The sequence below is a fragment of the Candidatus Paceibacterota bacterium genome, assembly GCA_035452965.1.
Lineage (GTDB): Bacteria > Verrucomicrobiota > Verrucomicrobiia > Limisphaerales > UBA8199 > UBA8199.
The window spans coordinates 529,272-550,069 of sequence record DAOTCE010000001.1; the positions used below are offsets into that span (position 1 = coordinate 529,272).

16 protein-coding genes are annotated in these 20,798 nt (G+C 61.8%); 14 read left to right on the forward strand and 2 right to left on the reverse strand.

The features are described 5' to 3' along the window. Window positions 1-15: 15 nt before the first annotated feature. Complete coding sequence (locus tag P5205_01945; GenBank protein HSA09108.1) at window positions 16-3,501, forward strand: carbohydrate-binding protein; 3,486 nt, start codon at window positions 16-18, stop codon at window positions 3,499-3,501. Window positions 3,502-3,538: 37 nt separating this feature from the next. Beyond that, window positions 3,539-4,924 carry an alpha-amylase family glycosyl hydrolase gene (locus tag P5205_01950; protein ID HSA09109.1) on the forward strand — a complete coding sequence of 462 codons (1,386 nt, stop codon included), beginning with the start codon at window positions 3,539-3,541 and terminating at the stop codon, window positions 4,922-4,924. A gap of 102 nt (window positions 4,925-5,026) precedes the next feature. Here P5205_01950 and P5205_01955 read toward each other — a convergent pair whose 3' ends face one another. Further along, a complete protein-coding gene (locus P5205_01955) occupies window positions 5,027-5,638 on the reverse strand; it encodes a hypothetical protein (protein HSA09110.1) in 612 nt (203 codons plus the stop codon). A 110-nt stretch (window positions 5,639-5,748) separates the two neighbouring features. After that, complete coding sequence (gene pepF / locus P5205_01960) at window positions 5,749-7,566, reverse strand: oligoendopeptidase F (GenBank protein ID HSA09111.1); 1,818 nt, start codon at window positions 7,564-7,566, stop codon at window positions 5,749-5,751. A 334-nt stretch (window positions 7,567-7,900) separates the two neighbouring features. Here pepF and P5205_01965 point away from each other — a divergent pair, with 334 nt between their 5' ends. From P5205_01965 to P5205_02020, 12 genes are all read left to right on the forward strand, one after another. Next, window positions 7,901-9,985 carry an ATP-binding protein gene (locus P5205_01965; protein HSA09112.1) on the forward strand — a complete coding sequence of 695 codons (2,085 nt, stop codon included), beginning with the start codon at window positions 7,901-7,903 and terminating at the stop codon, window positions 9,983-9,985. After that, window positions 9,982-10,659, forward strand: a complete 678-nt coding sequence (locus P5205_01970) for a response regulator (protein HSA09113.1) — start codon at window positions 9,982-9,984, stop codon at window positions 10,657-10,659. Before P5205_01965 ends, P5205_01970 begins: the two co-directional genes overlap by 4 nt. Before the next feature lie 130 nt (window positions 10,660-10,789). Further along, the gene (locus tag P5205_01975) at window positions 10,790-11,236 is read left to right on the forward strand and encodes a response regulator (GenBank protein HSA09114.1); all 447 of its coding nucleotides are present in this window, start codon (window positions 10,790-10,792) and stop codon (window positions 11,234-11,236) included. A 170-nt stretch (window positions 11,237-11,406) separates the two neighbouring features. Then, a complete protein-coding gene (locus P5205_01980; GenBank protein HSA09115.1) occupies window positions 11,407-12,264 on the forward strand; it encodes a transporter in 858 nt (285 codons plus the stop codon). Window positions 12,265-12,491: 227 nt separating this feature from the next. Continuing rightward, window positions 12,492-14,252 carry an arylsulfatase gene (locus P5205_01985; GenBank protein HSA09116.1) on the forward strand — a complete coding sequence of 587 codons (1,761 nt, stop codon included), beginning with the start codon at window positions 12,492-12,494 and terminating at the stop codon, window positions 14,250-14,252. Between the two features lie 18 nt (window positions 14,253-14,270). Then, window positions 14,271-15,326 carry a transporter gene (locus P5205_01990; protein HSA09117.1) on the forward strand — a complete coding sequence of 352 codons (1,056 nt, stop codon included), beginning with the start codon at window positions 14,271-14,273 and terminating at the stop codon, window positions 15,324-15,326. A 154-nt stretch (window positions 15,327-15,480) separates the two neighbouring features. Further along, on the forward strand, window positions 15,481-15,927 hold the full coding sequence (locus P5205_01995; GenBank protein HSA09118.1) for a response regulator: 447 nt from the start codon (window positions 15,481-15,483) through the stop codon (window positions 15,925-15,927). A gap of 12 nt (window positions 15,928-15,939) precedes the next feature. Beyond that, the gene (locus P5205_02000; GenBank protein ID HSA09119.1) at window positions 15,940-16,260 is read left to right on the forward strand and encodes a hypothetical protein; all 321 of its coding nucleotides are present in this window, start codon (window positions 15,940-15,942) and stop codon (window positions 16,258-16,260) included. Next, window positions 16,257-16,949 (forward strand): hypothetical protein, encoded by a 693-nt coding sequence (locus P5205_02005; GenBank protein HSA09120.1) that lies wholly within the window; start codon window positions 16,257-16,259, stop codon window positions 16,947-16,949. The genes P5205_02000 and P5205_02005 overlap by 4 nt, the downstream gene beginning before the upstream one ends. A 39-nt stretch (window positions 16,950-16,988) precedes the next feature. After that, complete coding sequence (locus tag P5205_02010) at window positions 16,989-17,522, forward strand: hypothetical protein (GenBank protein ID HSA09121.1); 534 nt, start codon at window positions 16,989-16,991, stop codon at window positions 17,520-17,522. 106 nt (window positions 17,523-17,628) lie between these two features. Then, window positions 17,629-18,339, forward strand: coding sequence for a hypothetical protein (locus tag P5205_02015; protein HSA09122.1), 711 nt, complete (start codon window positions 17,629-17,631; stop codon window positions 18,337-18,339). Between the two features lie 30 nt (window positions 18,340-18,369). Then, entirely contained in the window at window positions 18,370-20,778 is a 2,409-nt protein-coding gene (locus tag P5205_02020; protein HSA09123.1) for a hypothetical protein, read from the forward strand. Window positions 20,779-20,798 lie beyond the last annotated feature (20 nt).

A 20,798-nucleotide genomic window follows, 5' to 3' on the forward strand; every position in this document is an offset into this window, starting at 1 on the left:
GCTTAAGTAGTAGCGATGTCCGTGATACCGACTACACCGCAGCGATCCTGGGCGGTCGAGTGCTTTCCGTTGCCTTCCAGCCGCCGCTTTCGTTTCCCGGCGGCGGCTATCCTCCACCTTGCCCTCCTCGCAGCCTGTAGCACCGCCTGGGGTTCCACCGGCATCCATACCACCTGGCTCTGGCACTTGCATCAACCAGTCTACTGGCCCGATCGCCGCAACTACGGCACCGACCACTACGAGGCTGCCTGGGACACTATCCAGCAGCAGGATGCGGGGCGGCCGCATCCCAACCCCGAGGGACTGCGCACCATCTTTGGCCTGGACGACCGTGTAAATGCTTACCAAGGCCGGCCCAGCGCGGCGCTCGGCACCATCGGGGGCTATCTCAATTCCGGCGCACAGATCAGTTACTCCGGTGCGCTGATGGAGAATGTTCAGAGTTTGGGCGCCGCGCGCCAGCTTGGCTACGATCCCGCGTGGTATGGGGCCAATCGCAATGCCCGAACGTGGACCACCACCGCCGGCAAGCCGCGCATGGACCTGGTCAACTTCACCTACCACCACGCCCTGGCGCCGCTGCTCAGCGATGCGACGCTGGAGATGGAGCTGCGAATCCATCGCCGTCAAATGGAGATCTTCTGGGGCACCAACCCCGCGTTCTCGCGCGGCTACTTCCCGACGGAGACCTGCTTCTCCGAGCGGATGATTCCCATCCTGAAGCGCGTGGGGATTGACTGGACTATCATCGCCAACACCCATCTGGCGCGCGCATGCGCGGACTTCCCGGTTGCAGTCGGCTCCGGGGGCGAGAACTGCGACCTGCCTAACCTGGCCGACCAACTCAACCCGGCCCAGGGCGCCGGCAACTATCAACGCATTTCAATTGACCGCGGCTGCTCACCCATCCAGGTCATGCCGTTTGGATTCCAGCTTCACTATGCGCGCCACGTGGACCCGGATACCGGAGCGGAATCCAAGATTATTGTAGTGCCCAGCGATCAGGCCCTGGGCTGGAAAGACAGCTACGGCCAGTGGGGGCTGGGCCTGCTCGATCCGCTCGATGCGCGCAATAACCCCGCCAAACCGGCGCTGGTGATGTGTGCCCATGACGGTGACAACGCCTGGAGCGGGGGCTACTCCTACTACATGGAGTGGGTGCAGAATTTCGCCAGCCAGGCGAGCGGGCGCGGCTACGAACTCACCACCGTCGAGCAGTTCTTGCAGGAATTCCCGCCCGACGCCAACGACGTCGTTCATGTCGAAGACGGCGGCTGGGTGTATGCCGACGGCGACTTCGGTTCGCCAATCTTCATCAACTGGCACTGGCCTCCCAGCTACTCCAGCAGTGGCGTCAACGTCGTGGACCCCAGCCAGGGCGTCAGTGACAAGGCCGACAACTGGCGCGTCATCATCGCCACGGAGAACCGCGTTAAGACTGCGCAGCAAGTTGCCGGGGTAACGCCGAACATTGACCAGGTGCGCGATCCGGGCAGTTTCAGCACCACTCCCAACGGCGTCGAGTTGGGCTGGCACTATTACCTGGGCAGTCTCGACAGCGGGTTCGTCTATTACGGCTGCCACGACGATGAATGCCACCGCGCTGTCGTCGCCCAATCCAACGCTGTCCGAAACGTCAACGGCATCCTGGCGGGCAATCCCGCCGGCGACACCACCGCCCCCACACTCTTTCCGCCGCAGCGGCATCCGTGGAATCCCGGCGGCACCAACTTCGGCGTGCAATACGGCTACAAGCTGACCGTCGCCACCAACTCCGACTTCTGGGTCTGGACCTACGGCTATGACGTCTCGGGCATCTCGAACGTCACCCTGCACTTCCGCATCAACGGGACCAACCCGCCCACCAGCGACCAGTTTAAGACCTATGCGGGTGGCCCGCTGGCCGGCGCCTGGCTCACCTCCAACATGACCAAACGCGTGGTCGCTCCCGTCATCGGCGTGACCCCGCAGTACATCGCAGACTACTATTATGCGAAAGTGAGCGGCGTCACCAACAGCTACGTGGATTACTATGTCGCGGGCACAGACAGCCGCGGGAATACCTGCAAGTCTCCCATCTACCACGTCTATGTCGGCGCTTCCCAGGGCGGGGGGGGAGGCGGCGCCACGAATGGGTGCAATGATCGCGTTTGCGTTTCGCCGGCGCCACCCGTGGCCGGAGTTAGCGCTACGATTGCATTCACCCCTGTCGGCGGCCCCTTGGTCGGCGCAAGCGCCATCTACATCCACTTGGGCTGGAACGGTTGGTCCACGGTCGTCAATCCCGATCCGGCCATGACGTTTAACTCGGCCTCCAATCGCTGGGAATACACGGTGACCGTGCCCGCCGACGCGACCCAATTGGACTGCGTTTTCAACAACGGCAGCGGCACCTGGGACAACAATGGCGGCCAAGACTGGCATTTCCCGGTCAGCAGCACACCCCAGGCTCCCTCCCAGCCTCAGAACCTTGTCCTGGTTCCCGTGCAGACCAACCAGATCAACCTAGCCTGGTCCGCTTCCTCCGGCGCCACCGCCTACATCGTCCACCGCGCCGGTTCACCTCTCGCCTTGACCACGGCCGTCACCTACTCCGACACAGGACTCGCCGCTGACAACTACTACTGCTACTCCGTTGTCGCCTCGAACAACATCGGCCTCTCCGCGCCCAGCGCCACCGTCTGCACCAACACTCTCGCCGCGCCGCCCACCAACATTCCACCCTTCATCCTTGACGGCACCTTCAATTACCCTGGCTACCAACTCGCCTCGAGCGGCATGGTGCTCTATGGCGCGTTGCGCGGCACAACGCTCTATGTCGCCACGTGGTCCACTGGCACCAGCGGGCCGAATGACCATTTCATTCTGGTCAGCGACCAACTCCTCTCCTCGGCCACCGCCGGGGCGCCTTGGGCCAAGACCGGCTACGTCGCTGCCGCCACCAGCAAGCCCTTTCTCGCCAGCGAAAGCATCAACACCTACGTTGCCTGGTTCAACGCCCCAGCTTCCTCGACGGCTTTCAAGGCCGCGACCAGCTCCGGGGCCATGGCGGGCACCATTGACCTGGTCGCTGCCTTTGGTTACATGCCGACGAACATCTATCTCTGCGCCGCCGCCTACCAGACCGCCGACAATGGCGTTCTGGCCGCCCAATGCCCCGCCGGCACCGGCCCGGATATTGACCCTGGCGAGTTCTTTGTCATCCCGACCGCGGCGCTGCACGACAACAATGCGGACGGCAAGTTCGACCGCCTTGACCCGGCGTTGGGATTCACATTGCAGAACCTGCAAGTTGGCGCCAGCGGGTATGCGGTCAACTGGGCCGCCATGCCGGGTCATTCTTACCAAGTTGAGTGGACTGCGTTCCTCGGCGGCGCCTGGAGCAACCTGCCTGGCGGGCTTACCACCGCCGGCCCGCTCCAGCTTATCCTCTCCTGCACCGACCCAGTGCCGCCGGCAGCCGCCACTCAACGATTCTACCGGGTAAGGCTGCTCCCTTAGATTTTCAATTCATAAATCACCGCGCATGATAAAACACATGAACACATACATTATCCGCCGCCGTTCAGGATGGCTGGCCCTCGCCTGCGTTCTTCTGGCCACCTCGCTCTTCCCGCTTCACGCCGACCCCGCGCGGGTGGCCCGCTCCGTCCCGCCGTGGGTCCGCGATGGAGTCGTCTATGAGATTTTCCCCCGCAATTTCTCCCCGGAGGGCAATTTCAACGGCATCACCGCGCGCCTCGACGACCTTAAGGACCTTGGCGTTAATATCCTCTGGCTCATGCCCATTCATCCGCTGGGCGAGAAGCTGCGCAAGGGCACCCTCGGCAGTCCCTACGCCGTGCGCGACTACTACGCCATCAATCCTGATTACGGCACCGAGGCCGATTTGAAGCGCCTGGTTTCCGAAGCCCACAAGCGCGGGCTCAAGGTCATTATTGACGTGGTGGCGAACCACACCGCCTGGGACAGCGTGCTGATGGCGCACCCGGAGTTCTACAAGCAGGACGCCAGCGGGAAGATCATCCCGCCAGTCAAGGAATGGACCGACGTTGCCGGCCTGAACTACCAGAATCCCAAGCTGCGAGAGTACATGATCGGCATGCTCAAGCACTGGATTGATCCCGGCACATTCGACCTCGACGGCTTCCGATGCGACGTCGCCTACGAAGTGCCGACCAGCTTCTGGGAAGAAGCCCGCGCCGAGCTGATGAAGGTCAAGCCCGACATCTTCATGCTGGCCGAAGCCAGCAAACCCGAGCTGCTCTACCAGGCCTTCGACGCGGACTACTCGTGGCCGTTGCACGGCACTTTGAATGAGGTGCTGCTGCGCGGCGCGCCAGCCTCCGAGTTCAAACGGTCGTGGGAGGAAAGCCGGAAGCAGTTTCCCCAAGGCTCCCTGCACGTGCGGTTCTCGGACAACCACGACGAGGCGCGCGCCGTGGCCCGCTTCGGGGCCAAAGGCGCGCTTGCGGCCTCGGCGCTGATGTTCACGCTCGACGGCGTACCGCTGCTCTATAACGGCATGGAGGTCGGCGACGCGACCGAATCCGGCGACCCCGCCCTGTTTGAGAAGCTGCCGGTCTTCTGGAAGCCCAAGGAGCGCCCGCCGCTCCGCCAGATTTATCAAGGCCTGATCCGGCTGCGCAAAGCATACCCCGTCTTCCGCAACGACCGTGTCATCTGGCTGCGCAACTCGGACGAGGCGAACCTGGTGACCCTCATGCGTCTGGACAGCAAGGACGAATTTGTAGTGGTCATCAACTTTTCAAACCGCCCCGTTATCGGCTGGGTGGAGGTGATGCACGACCGGGAGTTCCAGCCGGTCAAGATGGCTGGCATGCCCGAACCGCCCTCGGATTGCTTCCCGCTTTTCCGCCTCAACGGCTTCGAGTGGCGCATTTATCATCGCACAGTGAAGTAGCGCAGGGCTCTCCCTTTGCCATTCCCCCCGTCTTCCCGGCGCCCCGGCAGATGAGCGAAATCCTGCTGCTCCGCAGTTGAAGCGCCTCGAGGAGGCCTGCGGCTACTGTGTCCTGACTCGATAAGACCTTTTGTCGGATGCCCCCGTATTGGTGTCAGTGAAGGTAAACGAACCGTCTGGAGGCGTATTGCTGCCGATTGGAATCCAAGCGCCTGACACTGCCAGGTTGGTTTTGGCCTCGATCACATGCAAACGGCCGCTTACGCCCTGGACATCGAAACTTAACTGGCCCGGGGCGGAGACGCGCGGGCTGCTCAACAGAGCTGGTGCAGGAGGCGGGTTGGTGATGACGAGAGCGCCTTGCATGGCAGCGTGAATCTGGCAGATATAGGCCAGTGAATTGGGTGCATTCAGGGGCACCGAGAAGGTTAGCGTTCCGTTGTCTATTCCGTTTCCCGTCACTCCGCTATTGTACGCGGCTGTGGTGCCGGTTACGGCGTTGGTTTTTATCCAGAATGGATGGCCTGTTGCGGCGATGGCGAATGAGTAAGTTTGTCCGCGGATCAGTGTGAGGGTGGGGTCATTCACACCGTTGATTCGGTAGTCACTGATGCCATTATTGACGACATTGAAGTCGGCCCCCGCACCGCGCTGGGCAACCAGTATTCCGGGAAGGACCAGGAACAGTCCAATCCCCTTCCTGATCTTAGTCATTGGAAGTACCATAGGCTCCCAATACACCAGGTCAAGCCGCGGTTCTCGAACTGTCGGCCGGCGGCTCGTGGACGGTGTTGGCCGGACAGGACCGTTTGTCGTGGACCAGATTAGGATTCAAGGAGCTGTTCAAGCTCCTTGAGCAACTGCTCGAAGAGCGCCATGGCGTCCTCGATCGGTTTGGGCGAAGTCATGTCCACGCCGGCGACCTTGAGCATGTCAATCGCGTACATGCTGTTGCCGGTCTTGAGGAACTTCATCCACTGGTCGCGGGCGCCCGGCTCGTTGCCGAGGATGCGTTTGGCAATGGCGGCCGCGGCGCAATAGCTGTCCGCGTAGCGGTAAACGTAATAGCCCCGGTAATAATGCGGGATGCGCAGGCATTCCACATCCAGCTCCGGATCAATGGCGAAGTCGGGGCCGTAGTAGCGAACATACTGGTCGTGGCAGAGCTTCATCAGGACCTCGGCGGTCATCGGCTCGCCCTTCTCGGCCAGCGTGTGCGCGGCGCGGTCGAACTCCGCAAACTGAGTCTGGCGGAAAAGGGTGCCGCGCATGTCTTCGAGCATCTGGTTGATGAGAAATGCCCGCTCCTTTCGGTCTTTAGTCTGCTCAAGCATGGACTTCTTGAACACGATCTCAGCCGCGGTCGAGGCTACCTCGGCGGTGAACATGGGATAGCCGGCGTAGATCGGCGGCTGGTTCTGGGCGGCAAACCAGCTCTGGGTCGCATGCCCCAATTCGTGCGCCACCGTAGAGACGTCGTGGAACTTGCCCTTGTAGTTAAGCAGCACGTAAGGCGCAGAGAGATACGTGCCCATGTTGTAGGCGCCGCTGCGCTTGCCTTTGTTTTCATAGACATCAATCCAGCGCGAGTCGAAGGCCTGCTTCATCACCCCGACGTACTCCGGCCCGAAGGGCTTGACCCCGTTCAGGACCAGGTCTCGCCCCTTCTCATACGGGTAATCGCGCTCGGGCACATCCACCAGGTTCACGTAGAGATCGTAGAAGTGCACCTGGTCGAGCTTGAGCACGCGCTTTTTGAGCGCCACGTAACGGTGCAGCAATCCCACGTGGTCATTCACCGTCCTGACCAGGTTGTCATACACCCCGAGCGGGAGGTTCTCCGCGTCGAGCGCGCGGTGGAGACAGGTGGGGTAGCCGCGGGCCTTGGAGTAGAACCAGTCCCTCTGCATAGCGCCGGCCAGGGTCGCGGCCAGCGTGCTCTTCACATCCAGGAAGCTGTTGTGCAACGCGAGAAACGCGTCGTGCCGGTAGCGGCGGTCCTTGGACTGCATGGCCTGGCTGAAGGACGAGGTGGTGATCTCGATATCCCGGTTCTCCGCGTCCTTGACCGTGCGCCAGCGCAGCTCGGTGTTGCTGAGCAGGCCGAAGGACTCGCTCGACGCGTCCGTGGCTTTGCCGGACATGGCCAGCAGTTCTTCTTCGCGGGCGGACAGGATGTGCGCCTTGGTCCGGAGCAGGTCGTCGAAGTAATGCTGATAGACTCTCAACTCGGCGCCCCCCAGCCAGCCGCGGAGCCGATCTTCCGGAATTCGTAGCAGCTCGGGCTGGAACCAGGAGCTCCCTTCGTCCCACTTGACCGCCAGCGTTTGCGCGCGCTGGTAGAGCGCCTGGGCGGCGGGGACGCGCATGTCTTCGTCGCGTTTCATCGCCGCATAGGCATAGAGCTTCTCGAGCTGGATATTGGCCTGGTCCCGCGATTGGAGAGCGGCCAGCAGGTTGCTGGCGGATTGGCCGGTGGTTCCTTTCCTGGCGGCAAACTCGGTCACGAGCGAGGAGACCTGCTGGTAATGCTCCTCCCATTGCTCCGGCGAGGCATACATTTTGCCGAGGTCCCACTTGTAGCGGTCCTCGATCGTTGAGCGTTCCGGGGTGGTGCTGGCGGCGGGCAGGGCGGAGGTCATAGCCAGAAGAGCAATGGAAGTGCAGCGCCGCAACCGGGCGCTCGGAATGGTTAATGTTGTCATTTTGCGCATCAAGTTCAGACGCATGCTTGCGGATACCATTGGCTCAAACTCAAACTTTCGCAAGCGGCGCGCCGCTCGACGCAGACAGGCTACACGATCGGCAATCGTGGTTCCAGCCCCAAGCGGGGGACTTGCCGGCAAGGCCGGGCAGCACCGGCTCGGCCCGGCACGCCGGGCCCTGCCTGCCCCAAGCGACGTCCCAGCCAGACCTTTGGCGCTAGCCACCAGCACCCCCCTCAAGCTACCCTTCCGGAGGAACTGAGACAGACCGATGACGCCGCCACCTAACACTCCGCTTCCTGAACTTGAGGAGCGCCTGCGCTTTGAGACGCTCATTGCCGATCTCTCGTCGAAGTTCGTCAACCTGCCTCCCGGACAGGTGGACCACGAAATTGAGGATGCCCAGCGCCGCGTTTGCGAGTCTCTCGGGTTGGATCTTTGCACGCTTTGGCAGGTATCGGCTGATGCCCCGGAAGTGATCACTCTGACCCATCTCTATCGCCCGCTGGGAGGCCCGCCGGTGCCTGAGCGGATGAACGCACTGGAACACTTTCCCTGGTGCCTGGAGGAGGTGAGAGCGGGGAGAATCATTGCCTTGGCTTCGCTGGCCGAGGCGCCGGCGGAAGCGGCCCGCGACCTGAAGAGTTGGCGCCATTACGGCACCAAGTCCAGTCTGACCATCCCGCTTTCAGCCGGGGGAGGACCAACACTGGGCGCGCTTTCATTCAATACGGTCCGGGAGGAAAGCCCCTGGCCGGAGGAGATCGTGAAACGCCTTCAACTGGTCGCGCAGATCTTTGCCAACGCGCTGGCCCGCAAGCGCTACGACCAGGCGTTGCTCGAGAGCGAAGAGCAGTTGCGCATGTCTCTGGACGCGGCGGGCATGGGGGCGTGGAGCATGGACCGCCAATCCCGGCAGGTCTGGGCCTCGGGCAGTGAGCGGGCGCTGTTCGGGTTCAGCCGAGATGTTCTCTTGACCCAAGAGAGCTTTCTGGAGGTGATCCATCCCGAGGAACGCGAGTCTGTCCGCGGGGCGGTCGAGAATACCCTGCGCACCGAGACCCCCCTGTTCGTTGAGTACCGGATCGTGCTGCCGGACGGAGAAGTTCGCTGGATTCGGGCGCGCGGCCAGCTCTCCCACGGCGGGAAACGAGATCAGGGCCGGCTGATGGGGGTGTCTGTGGACATCACCACGGCCAAACGGGCCGAGGAAGCGCTGCGTGAAACCCAGACGACCCTGAATGAGATCATCGACAGCACCGGCGATCTGATTTGGAGCGTGGACCCCGTTTCATTCGGCCTCATGACATTTAACCGGGGCTTACGGGATTACTTCCTGCAGGGCCGGGGCATCCGTATCGAGCCGGGGATGCGGCCGCAAGAACTGTTTCCGGCAGGCGAATATGTGGAGCGGTGGCGCGCGTTTTACCAACGGGCGATACAGCAGGGCCCTTTCACGATCGAATACCTGACTTACACGCACACCCGGACCTTGCTCCTGAGCTTTAGCGTCCTCAGGCGGGACGGCAAGATTTTCGGGGTGTCGGCCTTTGGAAAGGACATTACGGAGCTGAAGAACGCCGCGAGGGAGGCGCAGGAACTGCGGAGCAGCCTGGCTCGCTCGGGCCGGGTGACGTTGCTGGGGCAACTGGCTTCCGCGCTCGCCCACGAACTCAGTCAGCCGCTCGGGGCCATCCTGCGCAATGCCGAGGCGGCTGAGCTCATGCTTGGAATGCCTTCGCCCGACTGGGAGGAGCTGCGCGCCATCGTTAAGGACATTCGCACGGACGACCAACGGGCGGGCCAGGTGATTGACCGGCTGCGGTCGTTGCTCAAACGGCGCAGCCTCGACCTGCAACCGGTCGCGCTGGATGACGTGATCGCCGAGGTCCTGTCGCTGGTGCAATCCGATGCCGCAGCTCGCCGGGTGAAGCTGGGTTACTTCGCCGCTCCGGGTCTGCCGAGCACCCGGGGCGACCGCATTCATCTTCAGCAGGTACTGCTCAACCTGCTGCTTAACGCCATGGACGCGCTGGGTGAGGCTGCCACGAAGGAGCCGCGCGTCCAGGTCGCCGTGGGGCGAGCTGGGGACGGCGGGGTTGAAGTCCGCGTCTGCGACAACGGTCCGGGGATACCCGGCGAATTGCTCGAGCGGTTGTTCGAGCCGTTCTTCACCACAAAGACCAACGGTATGGGCATAGGCTTACCCGTGTCGAAGACCATCATCGAAGCGCACCAGGGCAGAATCTGGGCGGAGAATCGCCCGGAAGGCGGAGCGTGTTTCTGTTTCACCCTGCCGGTGAACAGTGGAGAGGCGCAAGGGGCGAAGAGCGACAAACGACTAACCGCGCGATGAATCCACCCGCCACTGGCCACTCGCCACTCGCCCCCGGCCATTTGCCGCAACCGACCGTCTTCGTCGTTGATGACGACCTCTCTTTCCTGCGGTCCATTTCGCGCCTGCTGCGGGCCTCCGGCTTGCACGTGGTCGTCCACAGCTCGGCAGCGGAGTTCCTCGCGGAATTGCGAGCCGACATGGCTGGTTGCGTGGTATCGGACCTGAAGATGCCGGGCATGGACGGGATGGCTTTGCAGGAGGCGCTGCAAAAGGCGGACAGCCACCTGCCGGTCCTCTTCCTCACCGGTCATGGTGATATTCCCATCACGGTGCAAGCCATGCGCCGCGGGGCGGAGGACTTTCTGACCAAGCACGCGCCCAAGGAGGACTTGATCGCCGCCGTGAAGCGCGCCTTGGCTCGCAACGAACAGGATCGGGCGGAGCGCGCTCGCTTCCAGGCCTTGCGCCAGCCCTTCGAGTTGTTGACCGACCGCGAACGCGAAGTTCTCCAGCACGTTGTGCAAGGCAAGCTTAACAAACAGATCGCCGCCGACCTCGGTATCCACGAGCGCACCGTGAAACTCCACCGCACCCATATTACCAACAAGCTCCGGGTGCACTCTGTGGCCGAGCTGACCCGCATGGTTCAGGCAGCGGGCTTTATTGAGCAATCAGCGGTTGGCAGTCATTAGCCAGTAATCGGTAACCAGCGGCGGGTTGCTGCTGACGAAGCGGCTTGCGATCACCGATTGCTGGTTACTTCTCCCCACCTTCCCCAAAGGGCAGTAGCGCTTATTTCTCTCTCTCTGGGAATATGCGCCCATGGAATCCCGAGGCGCAAGCAAGGCTATCGTTTACGTGGCTGTCGTGGATGACGACGAAAGCGTGTGTCGCTCATTTGGCCGACTGCTTCGCACCGCCGGGTTTCAACCCGTCACCTACGCCTCAGCGGAGGCGCTGCTCGAGGATGCCAAACGTCCGCACTTCGATTGCCTGGTCCTCGACATCCAGTTGGACGGCATGTCCGGCGTGGAATTGAGCCGGCGCCTGAAGGCGGTCAAGGATTCTACCCCGGTCATCTTCATCACGGCCCATGATGAGCCAGAGGTGCGGTCGCAGGCGCAAGCGACCGGATGCGCCGGATATTTCCGCAAGACCGATCCCGGGGAACAGGTGCTGGAGGCCATCCGGCGCGCCACGAGCACCGCTCATGGCAAGACGCCGGGTCCCCGTCTGTGCCCTGGCAAGACTTCCACCAAAAAGCCATGACCAAGAAAACAAAGACTGCCGATTATTGATTGCTGATTGCCGACAAGCCACAGCTAACACCATGAACACCATGACCCAAGGCATAGACCTGATCGAGGAATTGCGCGGCCGCGCTGGGCAGGGTCTCCCGGCGCTACCGCCGCCTCCGCCCAGATAAGGCATCCAAACCCATGCAACTGAAACAAGTCACGCAAATGAAAATCACCCGAAACAATTACTTCCTCTACGCGATGTGGGTCGGCGCCCTCGCGGCGACCGTGGCGTTGGCCCAAAGCGATTCGGCGGCTGACGACGAAAGAGCCAAAGCCGAGGCCCTGGCGAAGGCGACCCTCAATCCCGTCGCCAGCCTCATCAGCGTCCCATTGCAAAACAACTTCGACTGGGGCAGTGGGCCTAAGGACGACGGCTTCCAGTACAAGCTGAACGTGCAACCGGTGATTCCGATTTCGCTGAGCGAGGATTGGAACGTCATCTCCCGGACGATCCTGCCCTACGTCTATCAGGAGGACGTCATCGGCACATCCCGCCAGTCAGGCCTGGCGGATACCGTCCAGAGCCTCTTCTTCTCGCCGGTGAAACCGACGAAGGGCGGGTGGATCTGGGGCGCCGGTCCGGTGCTGCAGCTTCCGACCGCCACCGATGATTTGCTGGGGGAGGAGAAATGGGGTGCCGGCCCGACGGGCGTGGCTCTGCGGCAGCAAGGACCATGGACTTACGGAATGCTGTTCAATCACGTGTGGTCTTTTGCCGGGGAAAGCAGTCGGGCGGAGGTCAACCGGACGTTCCTCCAGCCGTTTGTGTCCTATACCACCAAGACCTTTACGAGCTTTGGGTTGAACACCGAATCCAACTATGACTGGCGGCAATCCCAATGGCTGGTCCCCATCAATGTGACGGTGCAGCAGTTGTTGAAAGTGGGCAAACAGCCCATCGCCCTGCAAATCGGCGCACGCTATTACGCCGAAGGTCCCAGCGGCGCGCCGGAATGGGGTCTGCGTTTCCAGGTCGCCTTCCTGTTCCCGAAATAAACCCCTTGAATTAACCACCCCAACAAAGAGACAGTTCAGCAAACGAGATGGAATCAAGTATGAAAGCGCACTCATCATCACCGCCCTGGGCCTCGCGCTTGGCTTCGGCCGATTGCAGTTCTCCACACGACGCTGGCGCTTCGGCCTGTCACGAGCTTCCTGGGGGAAGGAGAGGCAAAAGCACTGACAAGAAGCACCTGATTGTTGCCTGGTCATTGGCTGCCCTCGTGGCGGCGACAGTGTGTCTGCAGGCTGCGGGCCCTTCAACCGCCGTCTCGGGCAAGCGGCCGAACATCGTGATCATCCTCGGCGACGATCTGGGCTATTCGGACCTGGGCTGCTTCGGCAGCGAGATCAACACGCCAAACCTCGATTCCCTTGCCAAGGCCGGAGTGCGCTGCACCCAGTTCTACACGAGCGCCAGTTGTTCCCCCACACGCTCCATGCTGCTGAGCGGCGTGGACACGCACCTGAACGGCTTGGGCAACATGGACGAGTGGACTGCGCCCAACCAGTGGGGCGTGGACGGCTACGAAGGCTACCTCAACAACCACGTCACTACCCTGCCCCAGTTGCTCAAGGATGCCGGCTACCACACCTACATGGCCGGCAAATGGCACATGGGCAAGAAGCCCGATCAAATTCCTGCCGCGCGCGGGTTCGAGCGCGACTTCTCGCTGCTCGACGGCGCGGGCAGCTATTGGGACAAGTGGAATTTCACCGCCGTCAGCCCGCTGTCCAACTTCACCGAGGATGGGCGATACCTGAAGAAGCTGCCGAAGAATTACTACGCCACCAAGACCTACACCGACAAGATTATCGGCTACATCGAAGCAAACCGGAAGGATGGCAAGCCGTTCTTCGCTTACGTTTCGCACCAGGCGCCGCACGACCCCTATCATCTGCCGCGCGACTGGCGCAACCGGCATGTGGGCGAATACGACAAGGGCTGGGACGTATTGCGCCAGGAACGGCTCAAGCGCCAGATTGAAATGGGCCTCGTGCCGAAGGGCACCGAACTGGCCGAGCGCATGTGGTTCATCCCCGATGCCGCCCTGCTCGCGCCCGCAGCGCGCGCCATCATGGGCAAGAAGATGGAGCTGTACGCCGGCATGGTGGAGAACCTGGACTACCACTCCGGGCGGCTGATCGATTATTTGAAGAAGATCGGCGAGTACGACAACACGATCTTCATCGTGTTCGGCGACAACGGGGCGGAAGGGGCCGACCTCTTCAAGATGATTGCAGGCACGCCTGGCACGCGCGATTTCCTGTTCGCCTCGATGCAGTGGTCGCAAACCCATCCGAACGCCTGGGGGGATCCGCATACCTACGTCGGCTATGGCCCGATGTGGGCTCAGGTCTCGATGACCCCCTTCAGCCAATACAAAGGCAACATGGCCGAGGGCGGCATCCGCAACGCGCTGATCGTCAGCGGCCCGATTGTCAAACGGGCGCCGGGGAGCATCAACCACAGCGCCCTGATGCACGTGGCGGACCTCGTGCCCACCCTGCTCGAAGTGGCGGGCGCAAGTTATCCCAAGACCGTCAACGGTCACGAACCGCCGCCGCTGATCGGCAAGTCGTGGGTCAAAATGCTGGCGGGCCAGGAGGAATCGCCGCGTTCGGCCCAGGATTACCTGGCCTGGGAAATCTTCGGCAATCACGCGGTCCGCCAGGGTGACTGGAAATTGCGATGGCAGTATAAGCCGTATGGCACCGAGGAATGGGAGCTATTCAACCTGGCCAATGATGCGGCTGAACGCCACGATCTCGCCGCCGCGCAACCCGAAAAGGTCAAGGCCCTCATGGCGCTCTGGGACGATTATGTCCGCGCCAACAAGGTGGTTCTGCCCAGCCGCGTGATATGGGAGGGAATGGCGAAGAAGATGCCGGACCGCTATCCCGTGGTGGATGGCTACCCGCCGCTCATCTATAAACGCCAGTTCGTGCCGCCACCCAACATGCTGGCCGACCCGAAACCGTAATCGCGCCCAAATCCCAAAATGAACTCAATTCAACGAACCACCCATCCCATGAACAACGAAATCAAACGGCACCGCCAGGGGGATTACTCACCATCCGCGCCGTGCTCTCATCGCCTCGCCACCGCCACCCTTGCTCTAGCGATAATCTGTCCGACGCTCGCACTGGCGCAGGTGCCGCCGCGCTTTTATTGGCAGAGCCTCGCCGGGGCAAATGCCGTGCCGGTCATCTACCAAAACTTGAGCGGCAATGCCAATCCCATAGACCCGGCGCATGTCATGTTCACCAATAGTTCGGCTTCAGTCGAAGCCAACGTCCTGGTCGTCGGTTACGCCAAAATGCTGCCGCTATTCGATCGCACGCTTACTCTGGCGGTGCTCGAACCGGTGGGGCGGATTTCCGGCGATGTCAGCGTGGCCGGTGAGAGTTTCAGTAAAGACGCGAACGGATTCGGCGATCCAATGCTGGAGGTGGGCTACAATCTCATCGGGCCCAAGGCGCTCAAGAGCATCCCCGACCTTGTGCGTTACGAGCCCAAGCTTTCGCTCAACGTGATCGCGGACGTCGCGTTCCCGATCGGCGATTACGACAACGATCAGCCGCTGAACCTTGGCCAGAACCGCTGGTATGGCCGGGTGGGAGCGCCGATCATCCAGCAGATCGGGCCGTGGGTGCCAGGCCGGCGCACCACTCTGGAGTTGCTTCCCTCGGTCTGGTTCTTCAGCGACAACAACGACTACGTGGGCCGCAGGTTGAGCACGGACCCCATATTTCAGCTGGAGGCGCATTTGACCCGCGACCTCACCGAGACTCTGTGGGGGTCGCTCGACTCGACCTGGGTAACTGGCGGCAAGTCGAGCATAGACGGAGTTAAGGGCGATTCGCTGAACAACCTGGGCGTCGGTTTCACCCTCGGCTATCAGATCAGCGACAACCTCTCTGTCACCGCCGGCTACATGGCAACGGTCAACGACAACGACCGTGGGGATCTCCAGATGGATGGCTTTCGCATCTCGATCACGTACGGCTGGCACAAGATCGTCCAGGGCTCGAAGCGGCTCAAAGACGAGGAATGATTAAGGTGCTCCGCAGGTGCTGTGGCATGCACTTGAGATATTTCAAGCAGTTGGCCGAATACACAAACGGTTTACCGATCACTGATCAGGGTTGGCTGGTCACTGACCAGCTTCCCCAAAGGGCAGTAGCGGCCGTTTTGATGTTTCTGGGACTATGCACTTCATGAAATCGCCAGGTCCGGACAAAAGCACCGTCTACGTCGCGGTTGTGGACGACGACGAGAGCGTGTGTCGTTCGTTCGCCCGGCTGCTTCGTATAGCCGGACTTCAGCCAGTCACTTATGCGTCAGCGGAGGCGCTGCTCCAGGACACCAAGCGTCCGCGGTTCGACTGTCTGCTCCTCGACATCCAATTAGGGGGCATATCGGGTCTGGAGTTGGGCCAGCGCCTGGCTGCGGTCCAGGATGCCACTCCCGTCATTTTCATAACGGCCCACGATGAGCCGGAGGTGCGAGCCCGGGCGCTGGCCACCGGCTGTGCGGGTTATTTCCGAAAGACCGATCCCGGAGGACAGATCTTGGAGACGATCCGGCGTGCTGCCGGGGTCGCTTCTCCCAAGATTACGGACGCCGAGCGCCGATCTGGCAAAGTCCTCCGGTAGAAAGCACTCCCCATGAACACTAATACGCACTTCCGTTCGGTGATGCCGAATCCCCTGAGCGAGAATTGGAGCGTTATCTCCCGGGCCATTGGGAACGGCGGCTATCAGGCGAAGCATAAAGGCCCCTCCAGCCAGTCCGGCCTGGCCGATACCATCCAGAGTCACTTCTTCTCGCTGGTGAACCCGACGAGGAGCGGGTGGTTCTGGGAGTTGCTGAAGGTGGGCAAACCGCCCATCGCCCCTCCAGCGGGAGGGCGCTATAACGCTGAAGGTCCGAACGGAGCGCCCGAGTGGGGCTTGCGGTTCCAAGTCTCCTTCCTGTTCCCGAGATGAAATCCCATCTACACCTCGCTCTCATTGTTGGCGCCTGGTTCGTCGTGTCCTGCCCCGCGGAGGGCCGGGCCGGGCCGTTTGGCCCCAAGGGCAGCACCGCAGCCGAGAAAAAAGCAAGCATTCGCCAGCAGCGCGATGAAATGCTGGGGCAGCTCCGCGCCGCCAATCCCCGGCTGCAAGGCACGCTGAGCCAGGCCGCGGGCTACGCCACCTTCAAGCAGGTCAGCCTCAACCTGCTCCTGCTGGCCAGCGCCAACGGTTACGGCATGGTGGTGGACAACCAGACTGGGAAAGAAACCTTCATGCGCGTCGCCTCGTTGGGCGGCGGCGTGGGCGCCGGCGTGAAAGACCTGCGGGTCATCTTCATCTTTCACAACCCCGCCGTGATGAAGCAGTTCGTCGAGCAGGGGGTGCAGTTTGGCGGCCAGGCAGATGCCAGTGCCAAATACCAGGATACGGGCATCTCCGGCGAACAGAGTGTGAAAGCCGGCGTGAACTACAAAGAGGGCACCGTGGCCGCCGGCAGTTCCACGGATCTGACGGCCAAAGCCGGCGGGCACGGCAGTGCCGGCACCGCCCTCGCAACTCGCGGCGGCATGGAGATTTACCAGTTCACCGAAAGCGGCGTCTCCCTTCAGGCTACCGTTTCAGGCACCAAGTACTGGAAAGACTCGAAATTGAACAAATAAGGCCACAGTCCAGAAACTCAATCACCAAACCCATAAACCATGAATATCAGCAGAAAATTGCTTCTCAGCCTGTTTGCCGGAACCCTGCTGTTCGGACTCAACCGGGTCGGTGCCCAGTCCGCCACCACGAACCAGACGGACGACGCGCGCACCTACTTCGAGGTGCTGCGCTCGGACTTCAACGCGGCCAAGATTCGCACGATCAACCAGGCCATGAAACTCACCAGCCCCGAGGCAGAAGTGTTCTGGCCCATCTACCGCGATTACGAAAAGGAACTGGCACGCGTGGGCGACGAGAAGCTGGCGTTGATCCGCGAGTTCGCCGCCCACTACCAAAAGGGCAGCCTCAACGACCAGAACGCCAAGCCGATGGCCGCCAAGTGGCTGAAAAACGTCCAGTCACGGCTCGATCTGTGGACGAAGTACCACAAGAAGATCAGCGCAACCGTGTCACCCATGCGAGCCGCGCAGTTCCTTCAGGTGGAAAACCAGATGGCGTTGTTCGTGGACATCGGCATTGCCTCCGAAATGCCGCAGATTACTCCAACCCTGCCACAGAAACCATCTCAGTGATGTCCGATTCAGCAAAAGCAACCATGAATCCAATAACCACCGGTAACACAATGCAACCACGACTGGGCTCCAGCACCCGGGTCCGCCAAGCAACAAAAAGACACTTATGAGACGCAATCATATCCTGAACTTCGCAAAACAATCATGCCTGACCCTCGTCCTGGCCGCGCTCACGCTGCCGGCCTTCGCCCAACAACCGACCGCGGCCGAGCGTGCCGCCATGCTCAAGGCGACACTGGCTGCCAGCCAAGCGATCCTTCGCCAGTATCAGTGGATTGAAACCACCGTCGTCAGCCTCAAAGGCGAGGAGAAGTCCCGCAAGCAAACGCAGTGCTACTACGGCGCCGACGGCGGCGTGCAAAAGGTCGAACTCAACAAGTCCCCAGAGCCAAAGAAGAAGCGCGGGGTGCGGGGCCGGATCGCCGCCAAGAAGACGGAGGAATTGACCGACTACATGAAAAACGCGATTGCCCTCGTGAAAAGCTATGTTCCGCCCAGCCCGGCGAGGATCCAGGCGGCCAAGGATATGGGAAAGGTATCGATCGAAATCCTCCAGCCCGGCAAACGCGCGCGGCTCAACTTCCGAGACTATGAAAAGTCAGGGGACAATCTTGGCGTAGAAGTGGACCTGACGAACAACCGCCCGCTCGGTTTAAAGGTTTCCACCTACCTGGACGACGCTGACGATGCCGTCACCCTGGACGTGCGCATGGGCCAGTTAAACGACGGCACCGCGTACCCCTCCAATGCCGCGCTCGATGCGCGGGCCAAGAAATTGAAGGTCACCGTAACCAACAGCGGCTACCGAAAGATGTAGTCTTCCGCCAGCGAACGCGATTCCAACCTCATGAAAACTCGAATCGGCCCAGTCTTGCTCGCACCACTGTTGCTGGCGGGGGCTTTCAACGGTTGCACTGCGACCGCGCAGCCGGCCGACCCGGGCTGGCCGCGTGTGTTCAAGAAGGGCAAGCAGCAGCTCACCGTCTATCAGCCCCAAGTGGATTACTGGAACGGATATACCAACCTCCATTTCCGTTGCGCCATCGCGGTCAAAGGCGTGTCGAAACAGGAGAAGTTCGGCGTAGCCGAGGTGGACGCGCTCACCGTGGCCGATCACACGGCGCGCGTTGTTGCCCTCATACCCCTTAAGCGCGAACTGCGCTTTGCCAACGTGCCGGAGTCGGAACTGAAGAAGTTGCGCGAAGCTGTGGAAGAACTCCACCCGTCCGGGCAGGCAATGACGCTTTCGCTGGATCGCGTGATCGCTTACCTGAACCCGGCTGCGCAACCGGTTCAGCCGCCCGTTGAAGTCAATTTGGACCCGCCAAAGATCTTCAGCAGCACCACCCCCGCCATCCTGGTCATCTTCATGGGCGAACCCCAGTTCAAGCCCGTGGAAACCAACCGCACGGATCTCCTCTTCGCGCTGAATACGAATTGGGATGTGCTCTACGATTCTGCGAGCCGGCAGTATTACCTCCTTAATCGCGAAGGCTGGCTGACGACGGCGGACGTGCTCAACGGGCCGTGGACTCCGGCCCGGACATTGCCGCCCTCCCTTTACTCCCTGCCGAATAGCGAGAACTGGGCGGAAGCTCGACGTCGGCTGCCTGGCAAACCGGCCAAGATCGCCCCGACCGTCTTCGTGACGAAGGAACCCGCCGAGATGATCCTGACCGACGGCCCCCCCAGCTACATGCCCATCCGCGGGACTCGCTTGCTCCGCGTGAACAACACAGAGAGCGTGTTGTTTCTCCACACGGGCGACAGCAAGCTCTACTTCCTGGTCGCCGGCCGCTGGTTCCGCGCAGCCAGCATAGCTGGACCCTGGTCCGCGGCGAGCCGAGATCTGCCGCTGGATTTTGCCCAGATCCCCGATGATGATCCGGCGGCCTTCGTGAAGGCCTCAGTCCCCGGCACGCGCGAAGCACAAGACGCCGTCTTGTTGGCCTCCGTACCCAGCACCACCACGGTGCAAATGGCGCCGGTGAAAGAGGTGGTGACTTACAGCGGCGCGCCACAATTCGTGACCATCCCGAGCACGACCGTCCAGTATGCGGTCAACACGCCTAACCAGGTGTTCCTGGTCAGCGGCGGGTACTACTGGTGTTACGGGGGGGCGTGGCTCACGGCGCCCACCCCAAGCGGGCCTTGGACCTATTGCACCAGCGTGCCGGCGGCGATTTACACGATTCCGCCGTCCAACCCGAACTACAATGTCACCTACGTGGTGGTTCAAAGCTCGACGCCGACGACCGTCGTTTACAGCCAAACGTCCGGCTATAGCGGGCAATATGTGGCCGCGACGGGCGTGCTCATGTTCGGCATGGGCATGTTGGCCGGCGCGGCCATCGCTGACCACCACCACGACGACTATTATTACCCACCCCCGTGCCATTACTCTTACGGTTGCGGCGCGGTGTATCACCACGGTTATGGCGGTTACTACGCCTCGGCGCACGTCTCATACGGGCCTTATGGCGGGGCCGGGCGGACGGCTTCCTACAACCCGTACACCGGCACTTACGCGCGCTCAAGCTACGCCTACGGTCCCTACGGCAACGCCGCCCGCGGGGCGGCTTATAATCCCTACACCGGCACCTCGGCGGCGGGTCGTACGGTGAGCACACCCTACGGGACCGCGAGACAGGGTGCGGCGTACAATCCATATACGGGAGCTCGAGCAGCGGGCGGGTCGGTCAGCACCGCCTACGGTTCGGCCGGGCGTGGCGCGGCCTACAATCCCACGACCGGCCAAGGCGCGGCGGGCCGCTATGCCTCAGGCGCTTACGGGAGTGCTGGGGCGGTGCGAACCACCGAGGGCAGCGGTATGGTGGCATGGGACACGAAAAACAGCCAGGGGTCGGTCGGGAAGACCCAGTCGGGCGATGTGTATGCGGCAAAGGACGGCACCGTTTACAAGAAGGACTCCGACGGGGGATGGTCGCAAAACTCGGGCAGTGGTTGGGAAAGCACGACCAAACCGCAGCCCGCCGCCGCCAAGCCGCAAGCCTCCAGCACATCCAGCGCGAGCCGTCAGGCCCAGGCCAGCTCCTATCGGCAACAGCCCGCGACAAGCGCTTCTTCCGCCTCGAGCAGTTGGAGCCGCAACCAGCAGAGCATGGAATCGCAGGCGCAGGCGCGCCAGTATGGGAATCGGCAAAGCCAGAAAGCACAGTCGTGGCAAAGTTCGGGTGGCTCCCGTGGCAGCAGCTTCAGCGGCTCCCGCAGCGGCGGGGGCGGACGGCGCAGATAACAACGCCTCGCCCGCATGAA

Bases quoted from the DNA above. Each gene is read 5' to 3' on its own strand.
- P5205_01945 (HSA09108.1), top strand. From the start codon at position 16: ATGTCCGTGATACCGACTACACCGCAGCGATCCTGGGCGGTCGAGTGC.
- P5205_01950 (HSA09109.1), top strand. From the start codon at position 3,539: ATGAACACATACATTATCCGCCGCCGTTCAGGATGGCTGGCCCTCGCC.
- P5205_01955 (HSA09110.1), bottom strand. From the start codon at position 5,638: ATGACTAAGATCAGGAAGGGGATTGGACTGTTCCTGGTCCTTCCCGGA.
- pepF (HSA09111.1), bottom strand. From the start codon at position 7,566: ATGACCTCCGCCCTGCCCGCCGCCAGCACCACCCCGGAACGCTCAACG.
- P5205_01965 (HSA09112.1), top strand. From the start codon at position 7,901: ATGACGCCGCCACCTAACACTCCGCTTCCTGAACTTGAGGAGCGCCTG.
- P5205_01970 (HSA09113.1), top strand. From the start codon at position 9,982: ATGAATCCACCCGCCACTGGCCACTCGCCACTCGCCCCCGGCCATTTG.
- P5205_01975 (HSA09114.1), top strand. From the start codon at position 10,790: ATGGAATCCCGAGGCGCAAGCAAGGCTATCGTTTACGTGGCTGTCGTG.
- P5205_01980 (HSA09115.1), top strand. From the start codon at position 11,407: ATGCAACTGAAACAAGTCACGCAAATGAAAATCACCCGAAACAATTAC.
- P5205_01990 (HSA09117.1), top strand. From the start codon at position 14,271: ATGAACTCAATTCAACGAACCACCCATCCCATGAACAACGAAATCAAA.
- P5205_01995 (HSA09118.1), top strand. From the start codon at position 15,481: ATGCACTTCATGAAATCGCCAGGTCCGGACAAAAGCACCGTCTACGTC.
- P5205_02000 (HSA09119.1), top strand. From the start codon at position 15,940: ATGAACACTAATACGCACTTCCGTTCGGTGATGCCGAATCCCCTGAGC.
- P5205_02005 (HSA09120.1), top strand. From the start codon at position 16,257: ATGAAATCCCATCTACACCTCGCTCTCATTGTTGGCGCCTGGTTCGTC.
- P5205_02010 (HSA09121.1), top strand. From the start codon at position 16,989: ATGAATATCAGCAGAAAATTGCTTCTCAGCCTGTTTGCCGGAACCCTG.
- P5205_02015 (HSA09122.1), top strand. From the start codon at position 17,629: ATGAGACGCAATCATATCCTGAACTTCGCAAAACAATCATGCCTGACC.
- P5205_02020 (HSA09123.1), top strand. From the start codon at position 18,370: ATGAAAACTCGAATCGGCCCAGTCTTGCTCGCACCACTGTTGCTGGCG.